Genomic DNA, 22047 nt, shown 5'->3' with positions numbered 1-22047 from the left:
CGCATCATTATTATAATTCAATATAAATTTCAAAAGATTGGCTATCTCTTTCTACCGTTAGGTTAAGCTCGGTAAGCTGAGATATGCTTTTAAAAATCTCCCCCATTGCCGCTGGGTCACTGAGATTTTGGCCATTCAGTTGTGTTGCCACATCCCCTGGTTTTAAACCCACAGATTCAAACAGCTCTTTATCTTTACCTGGGGATAAACGATAACCTATCACTTTACCATCTCTTTTCATCTGAGACATGCGGACATACTGGAAAATCTGTTTGGGGTCTTTGCGAATAACTGAGCGAATTTCCTCTAGTTTGTCTTGCGACACCTCTGCCTTTATTGCCTTGGTTTTCGGTTGGGGTTGAAGGTCTTTAGTATATTTTAGCCCTTCGAGCATCACTGTCTCGTTACGACCAGAGTTATCAACAATAATACGGTCATAGAGTACCTGAACAACCTTGGCCCGTGTTCCTTCAAGCGTTTCACCAATACCATAAGTGGCTTGTTGACCACGATTAGACAGCACGGCTAAATTTTTTCCCTCTTCACTGCTAGTAACCACACCAACAAGGACAACACTCAAACGACTTTTGGGTGCATCTGTGACAACTTTTTTCTTCACTATAGGAGCTTCTGCCTGATAACGACCAAACAAATTACTATTTTGTAAGTCTGCAATGTTCAACCCACTCTCTTTGGCAACACCGCCAGAAATCACATTAGCCTGCCAAGGTGTGACAGATTGAGACTCAAAAGGTTTCCAAACAAGAATACCTGCAACCCAGGCACTTAGGGCCAACAATATGACAGTTGCCACTATACTCAAGTGATCCTGATTTTTCAGAAAACTGTCCAGTTGAATTACACCACGAATATTCACTCACAATCCTTTTTTATAACCAGCTGACCAAGCCATGCCAAGTATAATTTACCCAAGTAGATCATTGTTAAATTTATGTTTTTCTTTGAACTGAGCATTCTACCAAAATATTCAACAGTCAACATAACAAACGAACTGATTAACATACAAAGCCATTGATTTTTTCCATATACCTTGAAAAATGAGCGCTTCATCACCATTGTTACTCCAATATTTTGGCACAAGATTGATCATCTGTCGGGGGTTAGTATCCATCATGAGCACCGAAAACGAAGCAGTGCGACTTGATAAATGGCTCTGGGCTGCACGTTTTTACAAAACACGCTCTATAGCTAGAAACATGGTCGATGGGGGCAAGGTTCATTATAATGGGCAGCGCAGCAAACCAAGTAAAGCTGTAGAGATTGGGGCAATCATTACTCTTCGTCAAGGGCATGAAGAGAAAACAATAGTGATAGAGAAGATTTCAGCTCAAAGACGTGGAGCGCCAGAAGCTGTCACACTTTACAGCGAAACCAAAGGCAGTGTCACTAAACGGGAAGAGAATGCCAATCGACGTAAACTTCACGCGCATAACCCAAGCCCAGAGCGTCGCCCTGACAAAAAGCAACGGCGCGATATTATTAAATTCAAACACCAATAAATATCAGCATATAGCATCTGATATGCCCCATACGTACGAGGATATACTTAATGGCACATAATGTTTTAAACCGCTATCTTTTTGAAGACCTATCTGTACGTGGCGAATTGGTACAATTGGCCGATGCATATCAACAGATTATTTCCAGCAAAGAATACCCTTCACCACTAAAAAATCTATTAGGTGAACTGCTGGTGTCAACTACTTTATTGACCGCAACTCTAAAGTTTGAAGGCTCTATTACCATGCAGTTACAGGGCGATGGTCCAGTATCTTTAGCCGTAATTAACGGTGACAACGATCAAAAAGTCCGCGGGATAGCACGCTGGGAAGGCAGCATTGAAGACAATGCTACTATTCATGACATGATGGGTAAAGGTTATTTAGTGATTACTATTGAACCGAAAAAAGGTGAACGTTATCAGGGTATCGTCGCTCTTGAAGGTAACAACCTAGCTGAAATTTTAGAGGGCTACTTTGCTAATTCAGAACAGCTCAAAACTCGCCTCTGGATCCGAACTGGGGAACATGATGGTAAGCCACAAGCAGCTGGCATGTTGATCCAAGTCATGCCTGATGGTACCGGAGGTGAGGAAGACTTCGAGCACCTAGAGCAATTGACAGACACGGTAAAAAATGATGAGTTGTTTACCTTACCAGCAAACGATTTACTCTATCGCCTATATAACCAGGAAAAAGTTCGTTTATATCAACCGCAACCTGTCGCTTTCCATTGTGGCTGCTCTAGAAAGAGAAGTGGTGCCGCTATCGCTACTCTAGAGCGTGCAGAAGTAGACAGCATTCTAGCTGAGATAGGCTCTGTTTCCTTACATTGTGATTATTGCGGGACAACCTATTCTTTTGACCAAACCCAAGTGGCAGAGTTGTTCATTCAGACCAACTCAGGCGATAATACACTTCATTAATTTATAGCATGCAAAAAGCCCGTAATTTTCTAATCAAAAAGCCAGCTACCAACTGACTTTTTGTGATTTTAAACACGATAAAGCTGAGTTGTAACGTAATAAAATAACCACTTAATTTTTTTAAATTAATAATTAATTTATCTCTAGCGCAATCCTTTGCGTGCACGATACACTATCTCTGCTATTGTGTGATGAGTCGCTGAAAACCAGATTGTGAACATGGATTCTTTTTGAACTATATCCCTGTTTTGCACAGCACCCGTTGTTAGCATGGTGAGCAGATAACCACTAAAACATTATTAGAACATCCCTACGATATATTCCTACAAGGAGCACCTATGACCGTTATGGAGCATGCACAGGCTGCAACAATTGATCTTACCAAACACGGGCTTCACAACGTAAAAGAAGTTGTTCGCAACCCAAGTTACGAAATGCTGTTCGAAGAAGAAACTCGCGTTGACCTAGAAGGCTATGAGAAGGGCGTGATAACAGAACTAGGTGCCGTGGCTGTGGACACTGGTATTTTTACTGGGCGCTCACCGAAAGATAAGTACATAGTAAAAGACGCAACAACAGAGGAACACATGTGGTGGACTTCTGACTCAGTAAAAAATGATAATAAGCCTATCACTCAACAAATCTGGGATGATCTTAAAGAGCAAGTTACCACCCAACTATCAGAAAAGCGTGTATTTGTCATTGATGGCTATTGCGGTGCAAATCCAGATACCCGCCTTAGTATACGAGTGATCACAGAAGTTGCTTGGCAAGCTCATTTCGTGAAAAACATGTTCATTCGTCCTAATGATGAAGAACTACTGACTTTTGAGCCTGATTTCGTCGTAATGAATGGCGCAAAATGCACCAATCAAAAATGGCAAGAACATGGCCTAAATTCAGAAAACTTTACCGTATTTAATCTAACCGAACGAATGCAACTCATTGGTGGTACTTGGTACGGCGGTGAAATGAAGAAAGGCATGTTCGCTATGATGAACTATTTCCTACCCTTGCAAGATATCGCCTCGATGCATTGCTCCGCTAACATGGGTAAAGATGGTGACGTGGCGATTTTCTTTGGTTTATCCGGTACAGGTAAGACAACGCTATCGACAGATCCTAAGCGTGCACTAATCGGTGATGACGAACACGGCTGGGATGACGACGGCGTATTTAACTTTGAAGGTGGTTGCTACGCTAAAACCATCAAACTATCCAAAGAAGCAGAACCCGATATTTTTAACGCCATCAGACGCGATGCACTGCTAGAAAATGTTACTATTCTTAGCGATGGTGCTATCGACTTTGATGATGGGTCTAAAACCGAGAACACTCGTGTTTCTTACCCAATAGAACATATAGAAAATATTGTTAAGCCAGTATCGAAAGGTGGTCATGCTAACAAAGTGATCTTCCTGTCAGCCGATGCATTTGGGGTATTGCCACCAGTGTCTAAGCTAACGCCGGAGCAAACAAAGTATCATTTCCTCTCAGGCTTTACAGCAAAACTAGCTGGCACCGAACGTGGTATTACCGAACCAACACCAACATTTTCAGCGTGCTTTGGTGCTGCCTTCTTGACATTGCACCCAACCAAATATGCTGAGGTATTGGTTAAGCGTATGGAAGCGGCTGGTGCGGAAGCGTACTTGGTCAATACAGGCTGGAACGGCAGCGGTAAGCGGATATCAATTCAAGATACTCGTGGCATCATAGATGCTATCTTGGATGGCTCGATTGAGAAAGCAGAAACCAAGCACATTCCTATCTTTAATCTAGAAGTACCAACAGCATTGCATGATGTGGACTCTAAAATCTTAGATCCTCGTGATACATACGCAGACCCTCTACAATGGGAAGGTAAAGCTAAAGATCTAGCTCAACGTTTCATTAATAACTTTACCAAGTATACCGATAATGCTGAGGGCAAGTCATTGGTCGCTGCCGGACCACAATTAGATTAATTCAACCATCTGTTTTACAAGCTTTAGTTAAATCCCAGCTAAAGCTGAATGGTAATAAAACAATTACACAAATAGATTTAATGTCCTAAGCCCCTATTAAAAGGGGCTTTTTGTTGCCTGACGAAGAAAAATGCTCCAAGCTAGCTAAATCTGCTCAAGAGGAAGGTTGGAATGTTTAAAAAAGCACTACTGATTACGACTGTAACAACATTGAGCATGATCGGCTTGTTAATGCTCTCAATATTTTTTCTACTTCAATCTAGTTACTCTGGAAAAGTCGTTAATGCAATGCTCAGCCAACTGACCCCCTACACTGTGAGTGCACAACAAGCTTCATACTCTCCACCATACCAACTAACGCTCATGGATGTTAAGATTGGTAGTAGTTCTCAACCTATCCATATACCCAAGCTTTCGCTTTGGTTATCTCCTTCATTATGGAAAAACCAAAAACTATCTATAGATTCTATTCTTATTGAAGAAGCAAACTTGGATTTTTCAGCACTGGGCTCACCGATACTAAAATCTTTTAACATACAGCACCTTGCCTTACAGAATGTTGATATTAAGGCACCAAACTGGTCGGCAAGAGATGTTAATATTCAAATAAAGCAACCTGTATGGCTTTCACCACAACAAGGTCTGCCTTATGGTGAAGTTCAGTTATCCGCTCAGCAATTGTATGTAGGTGGGGAAGCCTTAGATAAATTGCTGATTGATGCGCAGTATCAAGGCAAAAGCAGTACAATTTATGGCGCTTCATTTAAATGGAATGGTGCAGAAATTTCCGGCCAAGCAGAACAATTCGAACCAGGTTGGTCACTTATTAATGTCACCATTAATAAACTCAAACTTCCACACTCGTCCTCAATTAGCACATTGTTATCTAAATTTGAGATACTCGCCCTGCCTATTTATCACATTAATAGTTTGGATATTCTTAATAGCGATTTGCATTACGCTGGTTGGCAATTTAACCAAGTTGATGCCTCACTAGAAAACTTTTTACTCGATAGAACAATCTGGCAACAAAAACAGACCAAGCTGTCATTTGATGCCGAAAGTATCGACTTTAGTCAGCTACGCTTGGTTGGCCCAACAGCAAAACTTACTCTGGGTGATAACGGTATTTCTCTAGATGAATTCGATGCAGACTTCAAGCAAGGTCGCTTGCAGATGAATGGTATATGGAGTAAAAAAAATATGCAGATAAACTGGTTAAAAGCATCAGGCATTAAATGGTTGGATGAAGTAAATCAGTTATTTACTTCATTATCCAACGCTTCAAGAACTCTAGATTCACTGACCATTAAACAGCTTAAGATAAAAAACACTCAGATTATTCAAGTCGAACAGCGTCCATACTGGCAGTTATCTGGTGTGAACATAGAAGGAAAAAACCTGAATTTGATTCAAGATGGAGAGGTCAACCTTTACAACGGCAGCTTAGAAGTAAGCGCAAACAATGCCAGTATTGATAATTTCTTAACATCACAAGCAATCATCAATGTAACAGCTAAAAGTGGTGATATCAGCTTAGAGCGTGCTTTCCTACCCTTAGCCAAGGGATACATAGAAGCTAATGGTAGATGGCAGCGACAAGCGATTAGCGATCCTTGGTACTTATCATTACATTTAGATGGGCTTCCCATCGATCAGCCTTTACTGCAAGCTCAACTGCCCTTTCAAGTAACAGGAATGGCAGAGGCCGATCTTGTATTGAGTGGCCTCTCCGGTGACTATCCAATTTTGGCACATAGCCTCACAGGATTCATCGACTTGCAGTTACACAATGCAGCACTACAAGTCGATGAAGCTGACAGCACTATAGGCTACCAACAAGAGTGGCCCCTCGATACTGTAAAAATACGCATAGATAGAGGCCGAATAAATATCAACTCACGAGGAAGTAAAGCAGAATTAGCAGGCAATATCGATCTCACTAAATATCAGTTTGGCACCTTGATTTTCACCAGCGAAAATGGCTGCAAAAGGCTTTGGTCCGATATTCTTAGCCAAACCAATGCTATTCAGCAAACCTGCCCGTTTCCAAAGAGCGACTCATCACCTAGCACTCAGACTCAAGATTCATCACTTGATAAAGGTAAACCAAGGACAGATTTATAATCTGGCAGTAACATGTAAGTACCCACAAACTCAACAGCCGTTATATCACCGCTATAAATAGTCACATAGACAATGATGCGCGCCTTACGACCAGAGGCGAGGCGATCTAAATCACCACTAATACCATCTAAAGAGGTGGACGCTACTGGGTTCTGGGTTACTGGGTGCCGATAACGAATCTGACTATCTGCTAAAACAATATCACCACTTAGACCACGCTCTTTCATTAGAAGCCACGTCATTCCCCAGCCTGTAAGTGTCGCCAATGTAAAGGCGGAACCAGCAAACAATGTGTTATGGGGATTTAAGTTAGGATTGAGCTGTGAACCACATTCAAACTGATAACCTGTGTACTGATTTATCTTGATGCCCATTTTATCGCTAATGGGGATCTGATGCTCCCAACGCTCTTGCAATTCAGTACACCAATCTGGACGACGTAATACGTTAGCCATAGGATCCAATTGCTTAACCATTTGTTGATGGCGAATCGGCCCTCGTTCGTCAGTAAGTTCACCACGCCGTTCAAAACCATTCTTTTCATAAAAAGAAATGGCATCTTCACGTGCATTACACACTAGCCGCTTTGCGCCATCTTGGCGAGCTAGCGATTCTAACGCCACCATCACTAAAGAACCGACACCTTTGCTACGGCGAGTATTCTTTACAGCCATATAGCGAATCTGCCCTTCACTATCTGGTGTAATATACAAACGCCCTACAGCCATAGGCCTTCCTCTACCATCTACAATCATACGGTGATGGCTCATTGGATCGTATTCATCTCGCTCAGAACCAATTGGCATGCGCCATGGTTCACGTAACATCTGCCAGCGAAAATGATAGTATTTGTTAAGTTGGTTGTCCGTTTTAGGCGTGATCAGCTTAAACATAAAAATCCCTGTTAACGGCTGCGCTAAGGCACCAGCCTTTTAGTCTAACTTTATACCTGTAACCAAAATGTCACTGGACCATCATTGACCAATGAAATTTTCATATCTGCGCCAAACTGGCCACACTCTGTTGGTATAAGCTCGGTACACTGGTTAGCAAAGTAATCATATAGATGCTCTGCATCAGCAGGGTTAGCACCCCGAGAAAAACCAGCTCTCGTCCCTTTATTAGTATCAGCAGGCAAGGTGAACTGAGATACCACCAGCACTTGACCATCAACTTGTTTAACATTGAGGTTCATTTTACCTTCTTCATCACCAAACACACGATAAGATGTTACCCGCTCCACTAGACGTTTAGCTTTCGCTTCATCATCACCTTTCTCAACACCTAATAAAACCAGTAGCCCGTGCCCTATCTCACCAATCACTTCTCCATCGACGCGTACTGCGGCCTCACTTACTCTTTGGATCAGTGCTATCACTATGCTCTCCTTCTTGCTGCTGTTGATTGTCTACCGCCAAGTTTACCACTTCTTGGGGATCACTCCACAGCTCACGTTCTCCCAAGGCAGCAGTGATCTCTGCACCAATCAATACTATTAACCAGCATAAGTACACCCAGACAAATAAAATTGGGATCGCAGCTAGTGCACCATAAATAAGTTGATATGATGGAAATTGAGTTATGTATGCCGCAAAACCCTTTTTACTTGCTTCAAACAATAACGCTGCAATGATAGCGCCAACAAGCGCATGAGAAATATAGACTTTTTTATTGGGAACTAGAATATAAAGTCCCATAAAAGCAAAAAATGATAGTAGGAACGGCAACCAACGTAGTATTAGTTCATAAAGACCTGAAATGGCTTCACTATCAAGTATTTTCAATGAGGTAAAATATGAGGTAGCAGCGATACTCGTACCGACTAAAATCGGACCGAGTGTGAGAACCATCCAATACATAGAGAAAGAAAAGACCGCACGACGTTTATGTTCAACTCGCCAAATATAGTTTAGGTTTTTATCTATATTTGAAATTAGCATCAAAGCGGCAACAAACAGAAACAAACCTCCCACTGCCGTCATCTTGCCTGTATTAGCAACAAATTCGAGCAGTGCCTGCTTTACTGCATCTCCAGCTGCTGGGACGAAGTGAGTAATCACAAAGTCTTGAATCACATCGCCAGCATTGGCAAAAATGGCAAACGAAGATAATACTGATAGCAGTACTGTCAGCATAGGAACAATGGAAAGTAAGGTTATATAAGCCAGATAGCCAGCATTAATATTGACTCTATCATGGTTCATGCGCGTAAGTAGATATCGCCCAAAGCATAGACCTTGCTTACTCAGTTGCTCAATGTTAAACATGGTTTCCCCCAACCAAAACTAAATTACCAAGGCTTGTAAACCCAACCAAGTTTAAACCCGCTTGCTAGGTCAACAGGCCATGGTATTTACCTAAGACTTAGGATCGATTGCCTCTTGTAACCCATCGCCCAAGAAATTAATCGTGATAACCGTCATTAGAACCATAATGCCGGGATACACTGCAGCCATCGGGTAGAGCCACATCGCTTCGCGAGCGTTTTGTAACATATTACCCCAAGACGGCGTCGGTGGGTTAATGCCAAAACCTAAAAAGCTCAGCGCACTTTCAGTCAAGATAGCCCCACCTACACCTAAAGTTGTCGCGGTTATGACCGGGGAAATCACATTGGGGATAATATGTCTTAACATCACAAACCAGTGACTTGCTCCATAGCCAATCGCCGCCTGCACATATTCCCTATGTTTTACAGATAGAGTATTCGAACGAACCAAACGAGCAGCAAAGGGCCATCCTAAAATAGAGAGTACAATCACTAATCGATAGATACTAAAGCTATCACTTCGCACCAATTCTTCAGATAAACCCAGTTTCGTCATATCCACACTTTGAATCAGTATAAGCAACATAATACTAGGCAAGCTAATAATGAAGTCAGCACTGCGCATAATAAAAGCATCGACTCTACCGCCATAATAGCCCGCAACCACACCAAGTACTGTGCCTATGATAGATGTAGTTAAGGCAGCCATAAAGGCAAAAGTCAGTGAAACTTGACCACCTAAAAGCAAGCGGGTAAAAATATCACGCCCAAGCTCATCGGTACCAAGTAGATTAAGATCGCTTGGTGGTGAGAAACGAGAGAACAAGTCATCAGCATAGGGGTCAACACCTAGCCAAAATGCAATTGGATTAGCGCCAAAGCAAACTAACGCCAGCAAACATAAAAACACGAGCGATAGCATAGCCAATTTATGTCGAGACAAACGTTGCGCGACCTGAAACCAAGGGTTTTGACTGCGTTTTACTATATAACTCATTGAATGCTCCCCTTGGTTAAATCAATTCTAGGGTCAACTTTGGAGTAAAGAATGTCAGCAATGAAATTCATCATTAATATTGCCGTCGTCGCAACCATAAAACAGAGCATAGCCACGTTGTAGTCATTGCCATTAATAGAATCAACGGTTAACTTTCCTATGCCTGGCCAACTAAAAATCGTTTCAGTTAACACTGCCCCACTCATCAGCCCTGCCACATCCATCGCCAGTACGGTAATCATGGGAAGCATGCCGTTTTTTATACAGTGCTTAAGTAATACTCGTCTCGATGACAACCCCTTTGCCTTAGCGGTGCGCACAAAATCTTGCCTAAATACCTCTAGCATACTTGAGCGCATAAAACGTGAAATGGACGCAATACTAAGCAGGGTTAAGCTCAATATTGGCAAAATCATATACTCTAGTTTAGCTAAACCTTCAACGCCTTCAGCCTCTCCTGTCCCTCCAGCTGGGAAGATTGGCAATACCACCGCAAAAATCATGATCAGCATTAGCGCAAGCCATGCCGCTGGCGTTGATAGAAATAGATAAGTCAAACCACTGATAATATAATCTGTTGCTTTATTTTGCTTCACTGCACATAGCACCCCGACAGGCAGAGCAATTAGAATCGATAACAGTGTTCCACTACCAACCAAGATCAAGGTGTTTTTCATCGCATCCCATAAAACATCGACTGCTGGCTGAGCAAACATGCGAGAGTAGCCAAGATCGCCATGTATGGCATCTTTAAGCCAGATAAAATATCTCACATAAACAGGCTTATCGAGCCCCTGCTCTGCTTTAAGCCGAGCGATATCTTCAGAAGTCATACTTGGATTACTTTGCACCAATAAATCGATAGGGTCACCGGGCATAAGTCCCATTAAATTGTATGCAGCAAATGAGGCTAAAAAGAGTACCAGCATCATTTGCAAAAAACGGGAGATTATAAAGCGCTTCATCTGAATCCCCCTAAGTACTGAATGTTGATTACTCTCATGCTGACTTTCTCTCTAACTGATTACGACGCCTCGCTTTACCAATATCAGGTACAGCATTAAGCAGCTCTTGACTGTAAGGGTGCTTTGGGTGGGCAAAGAAGCTGGTTTTGTCAGCCTGCTCGACTACCTCACCATTTTTCATCACCATCACTTCATCCGCTAAGTGGTATACCACCGCCATATCATGGCTAATAAAGAAAAAGGCAATGCCATGCTGCTCTTGCAAATCTTTAAATAAATTAAGAATTTGAGACTGGACGGATACATCCAATGCAGAGAGAGGTTCGTCAGCAATAATAAGCTCTGGTTTAAGCATCAGCGCGCGAGCAATAGCAATACGCTGCCGCTGACCGCCTGAAAATTCATGGGGATAACGCGTCAGTACATCTTCATGCATTCCCACCCATTCCAGCACTTCCAGTGCGCGCTCTCGTTGAGAGTCACGGTTACCTATTTTGTTAACTTTCATTGGTTCAATCAGAGAGTCCAAAATAGGCATTCTTGGGTTCAGTGCAGAATAAGGATCTTGAAAAACCAGACCAATACGTTGGCGTATTTGTCTTTGCTGCTTTGAGCTAAGGCGGGAAACCTCACGCCCTGATATGTAAATATCCCCTGCAGCAGGCCTATCTAGCATGCTGACCATTCGACCTAGGGTCGACTTACCCGAGCCAGACTCACCCACCACAGCTAAGGTTTTACCTGCCTCTAAACGAAGAGATACATTTTTTGTCACATGCAGATATTGAGGCTTACGTCCAAATAAAGAGCCCGCTTCAAGCACATAGTATTTGTGTAGATTATTTACTTTTAATAGTGACATCAAAATCCCCCTGCAGTTTGGCCGTTGCGCTGCTGCGCGAGCTGGGCGTAATGATCGAAAAGCTCAGGGCAGCGATCACGGAAGGTATAGTCCTCACCTCTCTTATCGAGAGGCGGCACACTACCAGGAATAGCAGGCAAACGTTTGATATCAGCGCCGACCCGAGGGATTGTATCCAGCAGCGCCTGAGTATAAGGGTGTTGTGGGTTATCAAAAATATCGTTTACATCTGCAATCTCAACCACTTGCCCTGCGTACATCACCATAACGCGATCAGAGATTTGCGATACCACACCCAGTGAATGACTGATAAATTGAATCGCGGTACCTGTGGTTTCCCTTAGCTCTTCAAGTAAATCAAGAACCTGAGCTTGTACTGTTACATCCAGTGCTGTGGTAGGCTCATCAGCAATCAACACTTTGGGCTTACAGGCCAGCGCTATAGCAATCATTACCCGTTGACGCATACCGCCAGATAATTCATGCGGAAAAGCCTTAGCCCTTTTCTCAGGATAAGGAATATGCACTTGCTTAAGCATCTCTATTGCGCGATTCATGGCTTCTGCTTTGGAAACATTTTCGTGGACCACAAACATTTCCGCGACCTGCTCACCAACAGTTACCACAGGGTTAAGTGCTGTCATCGGCTCCTGGAAAATCATACCAACGCCTTCACCACGAATATGCTGATAACGTTTTTCACTCATGCCAACCAAGTTCTCGCCCGCAAATAAGATCTCACCCGATAATGCCAGTTGCTTATCCAAAAGACCCATTATCGCAAGAGAAGTCAGCGACTTACCGCAGCCTGACTCCCCAACCACACCTAAAATTTCACCAGCGCGAATCTGATAGCTGACATCTTTCACCGCAAGATGTGGCCCCAAGGCCACACTCATATTGCGAACTTCTAATACTACATCACTCATAGACATACCTACCGCTTAGTTTGCTCGCGCCCAGTTTTCCGCCCAAAAACTCGAATAATACTGATGTCCTGTAGGCTCAACGCCAGTTAACCACTTAGGATAAATGTAACTCTCTGAGCGATAGAAAAGAGGCAGCGCAGGCAGCTCGGTGGCATAAAGATTCTGCAAGCTTTTCCATAGGGCCTTGCGCTTTTCTGCATTGACTTCTGACTCAATTTTATCAATTAAATCATCCATTTTAGCACTTGAGTATCCCGCATAATTTTGTCCCGCCCATCCATTTTCTTGGGTAGGAATATAATCTGAGTGCAATGTGGTATTAGGTAAAGATTCTGGTGAACTTGACCAAGCAAACATGGCAAGGCCTTTATGTTTACGCTCATTGAGAGTAGTGCCAAAATATACCCGAGCCGGCTGATTATTAATCACCACTTTAATGCCAACTTTTTTCCATTGCCCCTGAGCAAACTGCTGCACTAACTCACGGGTTTTATTGCCAGCTGTGGTCATAAATTCCAACTCCAGCGACTGACCATCTTTCACTTGCACGCCATCGACCAGTTTATAGCCTGCTTGTTTGAGTAGTTGCTTAGCTTTTTCTGGATCATAGCTATAGGAAAGTGCATTAGGGCTAAAGGTTGCATCCAATGGACTGACGCTTGAACTTGCAACCGGCTGCTTGCCCTCAAACAACTTTTTCGTTAGCAGCTCGCGATCAAGACCATACAATAAGGCTTGACGCACCCGTACATCACTCAGGTGGGAGTTATTTAGCTGTAAGTCCAAGTGCTCATACAAGGCTGCAGGGCGAATGTCGACGTTAAATTTATTGCCGTAGCGTTTGTCTAGCTGCAATGCTTGATCCAGCGTCAAACCAAGCTCACCTGGAATATAGTCAATGTCACCAGAAAGCAGATTAGCCTGTAGCGCCTGCGTATCTGTGATTGTTTTTAATGTGATTTTATCAAAGTGAGGCGCTTTACCTTTCCAGTATGGATTACTGGCAAGCTTTACAAACTGACCTTGTTTGGCTTGCTCAATAATATAAGGTCCGTTGTACAAGCCAGGATTAGTTTGCTCAGTCACATATTTGGTCTTAAGGTGATACTCTTTAGGATTGGCTTTAAAAATAGGCTCTTCAAGGTGGCGCGGCAAAACCTTGGGTCTGAGGGTAGAATTGTATTCATAAGTAATTCTGTCGATATACATATCAACGGTATAATCATCAATAATATCCAGCTTTTCAATTTGTTTTATGGTTGATAACTCTGGATTACCTTGTACATCCGACGATGTCGCTACCTGATACCAAAATACGATATCTTGGCTGGTCACTGGTGTTCCGTCTCCCCAGAATAAATCCTTTTTCAGCCGCATAGTCATTTTTATCCCTTGCTGGCTCTCTCCTTGTTTCGCATTTGGACGCTCAATAATGGTAGCTAGCCCATTTTCAAAAGTAGGCACTTGCTCACACAAAAAGCAAGTCAATTGCCAATCTTGATCAAAGCCTATCGAGTCACGCTGAGTAAAACCTCGGATATACATTTTTGCTACTGCACTATCTAGCGCAGGGTGAAGAGTTGCTGGGTACTGAGATATACCGATAGTTAGTGAATCTTCAGCTGAAATAGCTGAGGCGGCAAATAGGGATGCGCTGCAAAATGTAGCGAGTAGAGTCTTATTAAAATTCATTTGATCTCCATATCTTTAAATAAATAGCAGCTCAGAATCTTAGTTATCAAAGAGTTCATGATCTAAAACTGCGACTAATAAATTAAGATACGCAGTGCCGCAAGCAAATAAGGGATCGAGATATTATCTAAACGAAAACTTTACCAAAATAAATCCATTATTTTCTTGTTCTACGCACGATACGTTCCATGTATACGAGAAAACAATATGCATTAATTGTTTGTTCAACTCAAGCATATGATATTTATTGGAAAAATATTTGAGTGGGCGTGAATTGTGGAATCAGGATAGAAAAAAGCCCCGCAGAGAGGCTCTACGGGGCTTTAAAGTATTGCTTGGAGAAACTTACTTAGCGTTTCGTGCTTCGCGCTTACGATCGCTTTCTGTTAGGAATTTCTTACGAATACGGATGCTTTCTGGTGTTACTTCTACTAGCTCATCATCATCGATAAACTCAAGTGCTTGCTCTAGAGTCATAATGATTGGCGGCGTCAGAACCTGCGCATCATCAGTACCTGAAGCGCGTACGTTAGTTAACTGCTTACCTTTAAGTGCGTTAACCGTCAAGTCGTTATCACGGCTATGGATACCGATCACCATACCTTCGTATACTTCCACACCATGACCGATAAACATACGACCACGCTCTTGTAGATTAAATAACGCATTGGTTAATGCCTTACCAGCCGCATTGGCAACCAATACACCGTTGATACGCTGACCAATATTACCGCCTTTATGTGGGCCATAATGATCAAACGTGTGGTATAGCAGACCAGAGCCTGAAGTTAATGTCATAAACTCAGTTTGGAAACCAATCAAGCCACGAGATGGCATCACAAAGTCCATACGTATACGGCCTTTTCCATCCGGTGACATATCTTTTAGCTCACCTTTACGCAAACCAATGTTTTCCATTATGCCGCCTTGGTGCTCTTCCATTACATCAATAGTCACTATCTCAAACGGTTCCATAAGCTGACCATCTTGTTCTTTGATGATAACTTCAGGACGAGATACCGCTAGCTCAAAACCTTCACGACGCATATTTTCAATCAAGATGGACAGGTGAAGTTCACCACGACCTGACACGCGGAACTTATCTGGATCGTCTGTTTGCTCTACTCGCAATGCAACATTATGTACCAATTCTTTTTCAAGACGCTCTAGAATGTTACGTGAAGTAACAAACTTACCTTCTTTACCCGCAAACGGAGAAGTGTTTACTTGGAAAGTCATAGTAACGGTAGGCTCATCAACCGATAGTGGCGGCAGAGCTTCTACAGCGTTTTGCGCACAAATCGTATCTGAGATTTTAAGTTCACCCAGACCAGTAATAGCAATAATATCACCCGCATTTGCTTGTTCCACTTCATGACGCTCAAGGCCTAAGTAACCCATAACAGTACCCACTTTACCATTACGAGTTTTACCATCAGCGCTGATTACTGTTACTTGTTGGTTAGCCTTTACACTACCACGAGTAACACGAGCAACACCGATAACACCAACATAAGAGCTGTAGTCTAACTGAGAAACTTGCATCTGTAACGGACCGTCTAGGTCAACTTGAGGTGGCGCTACTTGCTCAACGATAGTTTGGAATAGTGGCTCCATATTCTCGCCAATTTCGTCTTCTTCTTGAGAAGCCCAGCCGTTAAGAGCAGAAGCATACACAACTTTAAAGTCTAATTGCTCATCCGTCGCACCTAAGTTATCGAATAAGTCGAATACTTGGTCCATGACCCAATCAGGCCTTGCTCCTGGACGGTCAATTTTGTTAATAACCACGATCGGTTTAAGACCGTGCGCAAACGCTTTTTGAGTGACAAAGCGAGTTTGTGGCATAGGGCCATCAACAGCATCAACAATAAGCAGAACCGAGTCTACCATCGACATAATACGCTCTACTTCACCACCAAAGTCTGCGTGTCCTGGAGTATCGACGATATTAATGCGGTAATCATTCCAGTTGATTGCTGTATTTTTCGCAAGAATGGTAATACCACGTTCTTTCTCGATATCGTTCGAGTCCATGACTCGCTCTTCAGCCTCACCGCGAGACTCTAATGTCCCTGATTGTTGCAGTAGTTTATCAACCAGTGTCGTTTTACCGTGGTCAACGTGCGCGATGATCGCAATATTTCTTAAATTATCAATCTGTGGAGTAGCCATGGATTTTGATTCACTTATAAAAAAAGCAACCCTCTTAAATTGGACATTTAATGAGCAGTGCCTATTTGATTAAAAAAACGACCGTAATGTACCAGATTCTAGCGAAAAACCCAGAAATATGTGATCTGATACATTAGTTTTATTCGTAACCAGTGCCAAAGAAACACAATATCACTCTACCTATACACCATTACTCACTGACACCAGTAGTAATTATCGAAAGAATGAAATAGTCTTTGGTTTCAAAATGGTGTAGAAATATCTTCTAGCCCCATTATGGTGCAATAGATAACCATGGTGGTGCAGAGCTTCGCCCCATTATGGTTGCAATCTAGATAAAACACTGAATTTAAACACTTAAATTGTTGGCACGGTATTAGCTTATACTAGATTGGGCATCGATTAATACAGTTGAAACAAAATTAATCAATGCTAGATTTTTGCATTCAATCAAGCCAACACTGCTTTAATAACACTGGAGGTTATCCAAGATGTCAGTTGAAAACGTTCTGTCGCTGATCCAAGAAAACGAAGTTAAGTTTGTAGATCTGCGTTTTACAGATACTAAAGGGAAAGAGCAGCATATCTCTGTCCCCACTCACCAAGTCGATGCAGAATTCTTCGAAGAAGGCAAAATGTTCGATGGATCCTCGGTCGCTGGTTGGAAGGGTATCAATGAATCAGACATGGTTATGATGCCAGATGCTTCATCAGCAGTATTGGACCCGTTTACTGAAGATGCGACTCTAAACATTCGCTGTGACATTCTTGAACCTGCGACGATGCAAGGTTATGACAGAGATCCTCGCTCAATCGCCAAACGCGCCGAAGACTACATGCGCTCAACAGGTGTTGCAGATACTGTGCTTATTGGCCCTGAACCTGAATTTTTCCTCTTTGATGACGTGAAGTTCGCAACAAATATGTCAGGTTCTTTCTTCAAGATTGATGATATAGAAGCTGCGTGGAATACAGGTTCTGATTACGAAGAAGGCAACAAAGGTCACCGCCCTGGCGTCAAGGGTGGCTATTTCCCTGTTGCTCCTGTTGACTCATCTCAAGATATCCGCTCCGCGATGTGTCTTATCATGGAAGAAATGGGATTAGTTGTAGAGGCCCACCACCATGAAGTTGCCACTGCAGGACAAAACGAAATCGCCACTCGCTTTAATACTCTTACCTCCAAAGCAGATGAAATCCAAGTGTATAAGTATGTGGTACACAACGTTGCCCATGCTTTTGGTAAAACAGCGACCTTTATGCCTAAACCACTAGTTGGCGATAATGGTAGCGGTATGCACGTCCACCAATCCCTCGCGAAGGATGGAGTGAATCTATTTGCGGGCGATAAATATGGCGGTCTTTCTGAGACAGCGCTTTACTATATTGGTGGTATCATTAAACACGCTCGTGCAATCAACGCATTTGCTAACGCATCAACCAATTCTTACAAACGCCTTGTTCCGGGCTTCGAGGCCCCTGTAATGCTGGCATATTCGGCTCGAAATCGCAGCGCTTCTATTCGTATTCCTGTGGTTCCAAGTCCAAAAGCAAGACGTATTGAAGTTCGCTTTGGTGACCCATCAGCTAATCCATACTTATGCTTTGCTGCAATGCTTATGGCTGGCCTTGATGGCATTAAAAATAAAATTCACCCTGGTGAAGCAATGGATAAAGATCTCTACGATTTGCCTGCAGAGGAAGCGGCCGAGATACCAACTGTTGCATATTCACTCAAAGATGCCCTAAATTCACTCGACCAAGATCGTGAATTCTTAACTACTGGTGGCGTATTCTCTGATGACTTTATTGATTCTTACATAGATCTCAAGTCCCAAGATGTCGCTCAAATAAACATGACCACTCATCCACTTGAGTTTGAACTTTATTACTCAGTGTGAAAATTGATTGATGGTAGTATAAGATAGGCTCACTTTTCGGTGAGCCTTTTTTCTACCAAGCGGCACCAGATACTTATCAAGTCACCAACTAATAGCATTTTTTCTTCTTGTATCTGAGTCTATAGGCCATACTAAAAGCACCTTCGCACCACATTGGTGCAATTAAATTGCTATCATGGATGAGGACAGGTTGTGGACAGCGAGCTCAATAGCATCATACTCAGTCATCAAACAACAGCAGTGATTATTGTTAACGAATCACTGCAGATCCACTACGCAAACTCTTCGGCAGAACAACTCTTTGCTCAAAATACCAAACGAATTACTGAGCAGAGGCTACCAAGCCTAATTCAAAATCCATCGATTGATTTAGCTTGGCTATCTCGGCCACTTCAAACTGGTCAAAGTATGACAGACAGCAATTTCACTTTGGTCATGGATGGTAAGCCTCTCATTCTAGAAGTAACAGTCAGTCCGATCTCATGGCAAAAGCAGCTACTGTTATTAGTTGAATTAAGAAAAGTAGAGCAACAACGTCGTTTGTCACAAGAACTCAATCAGCACGCCCAACAGCAAGCTGCAAGGTTATTAGTTAGAGGACTAGCACACGAGATAAAAAATCCTCTTGGTGGCCTTAGGGGGGCTGCGCAGCTTTTAGAGCGTATGTTGCCAGACCATTCAATGGTTGAGTACACTCAGATCATTATTGAGCAAGCAGATAGATTGCGAGTGCTGGTCGATAGACTACTCGGCCCACAAAAACCAGGACAAAAACAAAAACAAAATTTGCATCTTATTCTTGAAAAAGTTCGCCAACTTGTAGACCTAGAAATTGGTGCATATGTGAAGATTGAGCGAGACTACGACCCTAGCTTACCGGAGTTTTCTCTTGATGCTGATCAGATAGAACAAGCCTTATTAAACATTGTCAGTAACGCTGGACAAATTCTACAGCGCCAACCACATGGTCATATTGTCATACGCACCAGAGCGGTGCATCAAGTTAATATCCATGGTCAAAACTTTAAATTAGCAGTACAAATAGACATTATTGATAATGGTCCTGGTGTTCCAAATGAGCTACAAGATACCCTTTTCTACCCTATGGTCAGCGGAAGGGAAGGAGGTACGGGACTTGGATTATCTATCGCTCAAAACCTAATCGACCAGCACCAAGGAAAAATTGATTTAGAAAGCTGGCCTGGTCGAACAAAATTTAGTGTTTATCTACCTATTTCAATTGCTTGAGTGGCCTTTTAAAAGGGAAAATGTTTTATGAGTAAAGGGTATGTGTGGGTCGTCGATGATGACAGCTCCATCCGTTGGGTGTTAGAAAAAACCCTTTCATCCGCCAACATCAAATGCGAAACATTTTCTGAAGCTGAAAGTGTACTTATCGCATTAGAACGTGAAATACCGGATGTATTAGTATCTGATATCCGTATGCCAGGCCTAAGCGGCATAGATCTGTTACAACAAGTTCATCAAAACTCACCTGAACTGCCAATAATAATAATGACAGCCCATTCTGATCTAGATGCTGCAGTCAATGCTTATCAACAAGGTGCATTTGATTATCTGCCCAAGCCATTTGACGTAGACGAAACCCTTAGCCTAGTTGAAAGAGCCATCGCTCATCATCAAGAACAACAACACGATCAAAACCTAGGTGAACTAAATAACAGCAATGCTCCAGAAATTATTGGTAAAGCACCAGCAATGCAAGAAGTCTTTCGCGCCATTGGCCGGCTTTCACGCTCATCGATTTCTGTTCTAATTAACGGCGAATCTGGTACAGGCAAAGAATTAGTCGCTAAGGCACTTCATCGACATAGTCCTAGAGCTGCCAAACCTTTTATTGCACTTAACATGGCTGCCATCCCAAAAGATTTGATTGAATCCGAGCTCTTTGGTCATGAAAAAGGGGCCTTCACTGGTGCAAATGGCATACGTAAAGGACGCTTTGAGCAAGCAAATAGCGGTACTTTATTTCTTGATGAAATTGGCGACATGCCACTTGATATTCAAACTCGTTTACTTCGTGTGCTCGCTGACGGTCAGTTCTACCGAGTCGGCGGACACTCACCTATCAAAGTCGATGTTCGTATCATAGCAGCCACGCATCAGCATCTAGAAAACCTTGTCCATCACGGCGATTTTCGTGAAGACTTATTCCATCGACTTAATGTTATACGTATACACATACCTGCATTGCGCCAACGAAAACAAGATATTGAGAAGCTAACCCTCCACTTTTTATCCCTAGCCGCACAAGAGCTTGAAGTCGATATAAAAACTCTACACCCATCGACCGTGCAAACTCTTACCGATCTCAATTGGCCCGGCAATGTAAGGCAACTCGAAAATACTTGCCGGTGGCTAACAGTCATGGCAAGTGGAAATGAAATTTTACCACCTGACCTTCCGCCAGAACTCTCTACAAGTAAAACAAACGCTAGTGGGGAGATTGATACCAGCTGGCAAAATCAACTTTCTAATTGGGCTAAACAATCGTTAACAGAAGGAGAGACAGAAATACTTAGCCATGCCCAACCAGAATTTGAACGTATTCTTCTAGAAGCCGCTTTGGAACATACTAAGGGTCACAAACAAGACGCAGCTAAAGTACTAGGTTGGGGGAGAAATACATTAACCCGAAAACTAAAAGAACTTTATTAATAAAAAAAACCCATGAGAATGACCCATGGGGTAAAACTAATTGGCTTGGGTAATAAAACTCTAAAAAAGCAAAGGCCTTTGCTATATCAAATGATAAAAAGGCATGGTATTGCTCAATAATTGTATAAAGATGAAAATGAATCCTTAGTCACTGATCTAAAACGCGTAAGGGATAAGCATTATTCATCAATATGTTATCATCCAATACTCACAACCGTGTCGGCCAAAATGACCACTGGAAGTATATAAATGACTCTATTTCGTGACGCAGCGCACTATAGTAAAAACTCTTCAGTCCAACAGAGCGAATCAAATTATCTGATTAATAAAATTCAGCTTGAATTTATGGGCAAAAAACTTCTCGATGTGGGCAGTGGTGATGGAAAAATTTCCAATTTAATGAGTAATATGGGAGCCAAGGTTAGTGGGATTGATGCTTCCAGCGATATGGTAAAATTTGCCATCAATAAGTACCCAAATTGCCAGTTTTATAAGGAAAATGCTGAGGAGCTGTTCAAGCATCAGAATGACTATCAAATAATAACCAGCTTCAATTGCTTACACTGGGTATCAGAAATTGGAAAAACTCTGCATGGCATAAGAGCAAGACTTGTAAATGATGGAATATTTCTTGGCTTGATCTACCCAAGATGTACCGATTTATGGGATGCTGCCGACTGGTGTGAATCCCTCCCCTTATATATGGAGCTTTCTAAATCTTTCACTAACCCTTACCATTTTCATACCAAAGAAGGTATGCGGTCACTTCTTTCAAAGTCTGGATTTCACAAGATCACTCTATGGGAAGAAGAGAGACAAACAAGATTTAAAACTCAACAAGAATTCATAAACTACATAATAGGCTGGCTGCCACACTATGGTCATTATGGACAGAGCTTTATTAAACCTTGGTTTAATAAATATATAGAATTGTCACAGCAACAGTCGAGTAAAGAAGTCATCATGTCGTACCAAACAATCTTTTTTACCGCCTCTTGAATCTTAATACTCTTCTTAATAGCAACTAACTTAAACGGC

General features: G+C 42.4%; 18 protein-coding genes. 8 read left to right on the top strand and 10 right to left on the bottom strand.

Features of this window, described 5'->3' with window-relative positions; all coding sequences use genetic code 11:
• Positions 1-10: 10 nt before the first annotated feature.
• Positions 11-877 carry a type II secretion system protein GspC gene (gene gspC, locus OCV27_RS00350; RefSeq protein WP_125319521.1) on the bottom strand — a complete coding sequence of 289 codons (867 nt, stop codon included), beginning with the start codon at positions 875-877 and terminating at the stop codon, positions 11-13.
• A 256-nt stretch (positions 878-1133) separates the two neighbouring features.
• Between gspC and hslR the strand changes: the two genes are divergently transcribed.
• The 4 genes from hslR to OCV27_RS00330 all read left to right on the top strand — a co-directional run bounded on the left by hslR (position 1134) and on the right by OCV27_RS00330 (position 6540).
• Entirely contained in the window at positions 1134-1520 is a 387-nt protein-coding gene (gene hslR, locus OCV27_RS00345) for a ribosome-associated heat shock protein Hsp15 (protein ID WP_125319522.1), read from the top strand.
• Between the two features lie 50 nt (positions 1521-1570).
• Positions 1571-2446: an Hsp33 family molecular chaperone HslO gene (gene hslO, locus OCV27_RS00340; protein ID WP_125319523.1), complete on the top strand. Its 876-nt coding sequence runs from the start codon at positions 1571-1573 to the stop codon at positions 2444-2446.
• Between the two features lie 338 nt (positions 2447-2784).
• Entirely contained in the window at positions 2785-4413 is a 1629-nt protein-coding gene (pckA, locus tag OCV27_RS00335; RefSeq protein ID WP_125319524.1) for a phosphoenolpyruvate carboxykinase (ATP), read from the top strand.
• A gap of 171 nt (positions 4414-4584) precedes the next feature.
• Entirely contained in the window at positions 4585-6540 is a 1956-nt protein-coding gene (locus OCV27_RS00330) for an AsmA family protein (RefSeq protein ID WP_125319525.1), read from the top strand.
• Here the strand turns inward: OCV27_RS00330 and OCV27_RS00325 are convergent.
• The 9 genes from OCV27_RS00325 to typA form a co-directional block, all read right to left on the bottom strand.
• On the bottom strand, positions 6495-7433 hold the full coding sequence (locus tag OCV27_RS00325; RefSeq protein WP_125319526.1) for a bifunctional GNAT family N-acetyltransferase/hotdog fold thioesterase: 939 nt from the start codon (positions 7431-7433) through the stop codon (positions 6495-6497). The genes OCV27_RS00330 and OCV27_RS00325 overlap by 46 nt on opposite strands.
• A gap of 50 nt (positions 7434-7483) precedes the next feature.
• Positions 7484-7918 carry a D-aminoacyl-tRNA deacylase gene (dtd, locus tag OCV27_RS00320; protein WP_125319527.1) on the bottom strand — a complete coding sequence of 145 codons (435 nt, stop codon included), beginning with the start codon at positions 7916-7918 and terminating at the stop codon, positions 7484-7486.
• Positions 7890-8807 (bottom strand): virulence factor BrkB family protein, encoded by a 918-nt coding sequence (locus OCV27_RS00315; protein WP_125319528.1) that lies wholly within the window; start codon positions 8805-8807, stop codon positions 7890-7892. Before OCV27_RS00315 ends, dtd begins: the two co-directional genes overlap by 29 nt.
• Before the next feature lie 90 nt (positions 8808-8897).
• Positions 8898-9806 carry an ABC transporter permease gene (locus tag OCV27_RS00310; RefSeq protein ID WP_125319529.1) on the bottom strand — a complete coding sequence of 303 codons (909 nt, stop codon included), beginning with the start codon at positions 9804-9806 and terminating at the stop codon, positions 8898-8900.
• On the bottom strand, positions 9803-10771 hold the full coding sequence (locus OCV27_RS00305; protein ID WP_125319530.1) for an ABC transporter permease: 969 nt from the start codon (positions 10769-10771) through the stop codon (positions 9803-9805). Before OCV27_RS00305 ends, OCV27_RS00310 begins: the two co-directional genes overlap by 4 nt.
• A 34-nt stretch (positions 10772-10805) precedes the next feature.
• Positions 10806-11633, bottom strand: a complete 828-nt coding sequence (locus tag OCV27_RS00300) for an ATP-binding cassette domain-containing protein (protein ID WP_125319531.1) — start codon at positions 11631-11633, stop codon at positions 10806-10808.
• On the bottom strand, positions 11633-12562 hold the full coding sequence (locus tag OCV27_RS00295; RefSeq protein WP_125319532.1) for an ABC transporter ATP-binding protein: 930 nt from the start codon (positions 12560-12562) through the stop codon (positions 11633-11635). Before OCV27_RS00295 ends, OCV27_RS00300 begins: the two co-directional genes overlap by 1 nt.
• A gap of 15 nt (positions 12563-12577) precedes the next feature.
• Positions 12578-14254 carry a peptide ABC transporter substrate-binding protein gene (locus OCV27_RS00290; protein WP_125319533.1) on the bottom strand — a complete coding sequence of 559 codons (1677 nt, stop codon included), beginning with the start codon at positions 14252-14254 and terminating at the stop codon, positions 12578-12580.
• Between the two features lie 345 nt (positions 14255-14599).
• Positions 14600-16429 carry a translational GTPase TypA gene (typA, locus tag OCV27_RS00285; RefSeq protein ID WP_125319534.1) on the bottom strand — a complete coding sequence of 610 codons (1830 nt, stop codon included), beginning with the start codon at positions 16427-16429 and terminating at the stop codon, positions 14600-14602.
• A 491-nt stretch (positions 16430-16920) separates the two neighbouring features.
• Between typA and glnA the strand changes: the two genes are divergently transcribed.
• The 4 genes from glnA to OCV27_RS00265 all read left to right on the top strand — a co-directional run bounded on the left by glnA (position 16921) and on the right by OCV27_RS00265 (position 22008).
• Complete coding sequence (gene glnA / locus OCV27_RS00280; RefSeq protein ID WP_125319535.1) at positions 16921-18330, top strand: glutamate--ammonia ligase; 1410 nt, start codon at positions 16921-16923, stop codon at positions 18328-18330.
• A 192-nt stretch (positions 18331-18522) separates the two neighbouring features.
• The gene (gene glnL, locus OCV27_RS00275) at positions 18523-19578 is read left to right on the top strand and encodes a nitrogen regulation protein NR(II) (protein ID WP_125319536.1); all 1056 of its coding nucleotides are present in this window, start codon (positions 18523-18525) and stop codon (positions 19576-19578) included.
• Between the two features lie 27 nt (positions 19579-19605).
• Positions 19606-21009, top strand: coding sequence for a nitrogen regulation protein NR(I) (gene glnG, locus OCV27_RS00270; protein WP_125319537.1), 1404 nt, complete (start codon positions 19606-19608; stop codon positions 21007-21009).
• 249 nt (positions 21010-21258) lie between these two features.
• Positions 21259-22008, top strand: a complete 750-nt coding sequence (locus OCV27_RS00265; protein WP_125319538.1) for a class I SAM-dependent methyltransferase — start codon at positions 21259-21261, stop codon at positions 22006-22008.
• Positions 22009-22047 lie beyond the last annotated feature (39 nt).

The sequence above is a fragment of the Vibrio pectenicida genome (genome assembly GCA_024347015.1).
In the GTDB taxonomy this organism is placed as follows: Bacteria; Pseudomonadota; Gammaproteobacteria; order Enterobacterales; family Vibrionaceae; genus Vibrio; species Vibrio pectenicida.
Note: the sequence above shows the minus strand (reverse complement) of the source record. Positions and strands in the feature narration are given on the sequence as shown.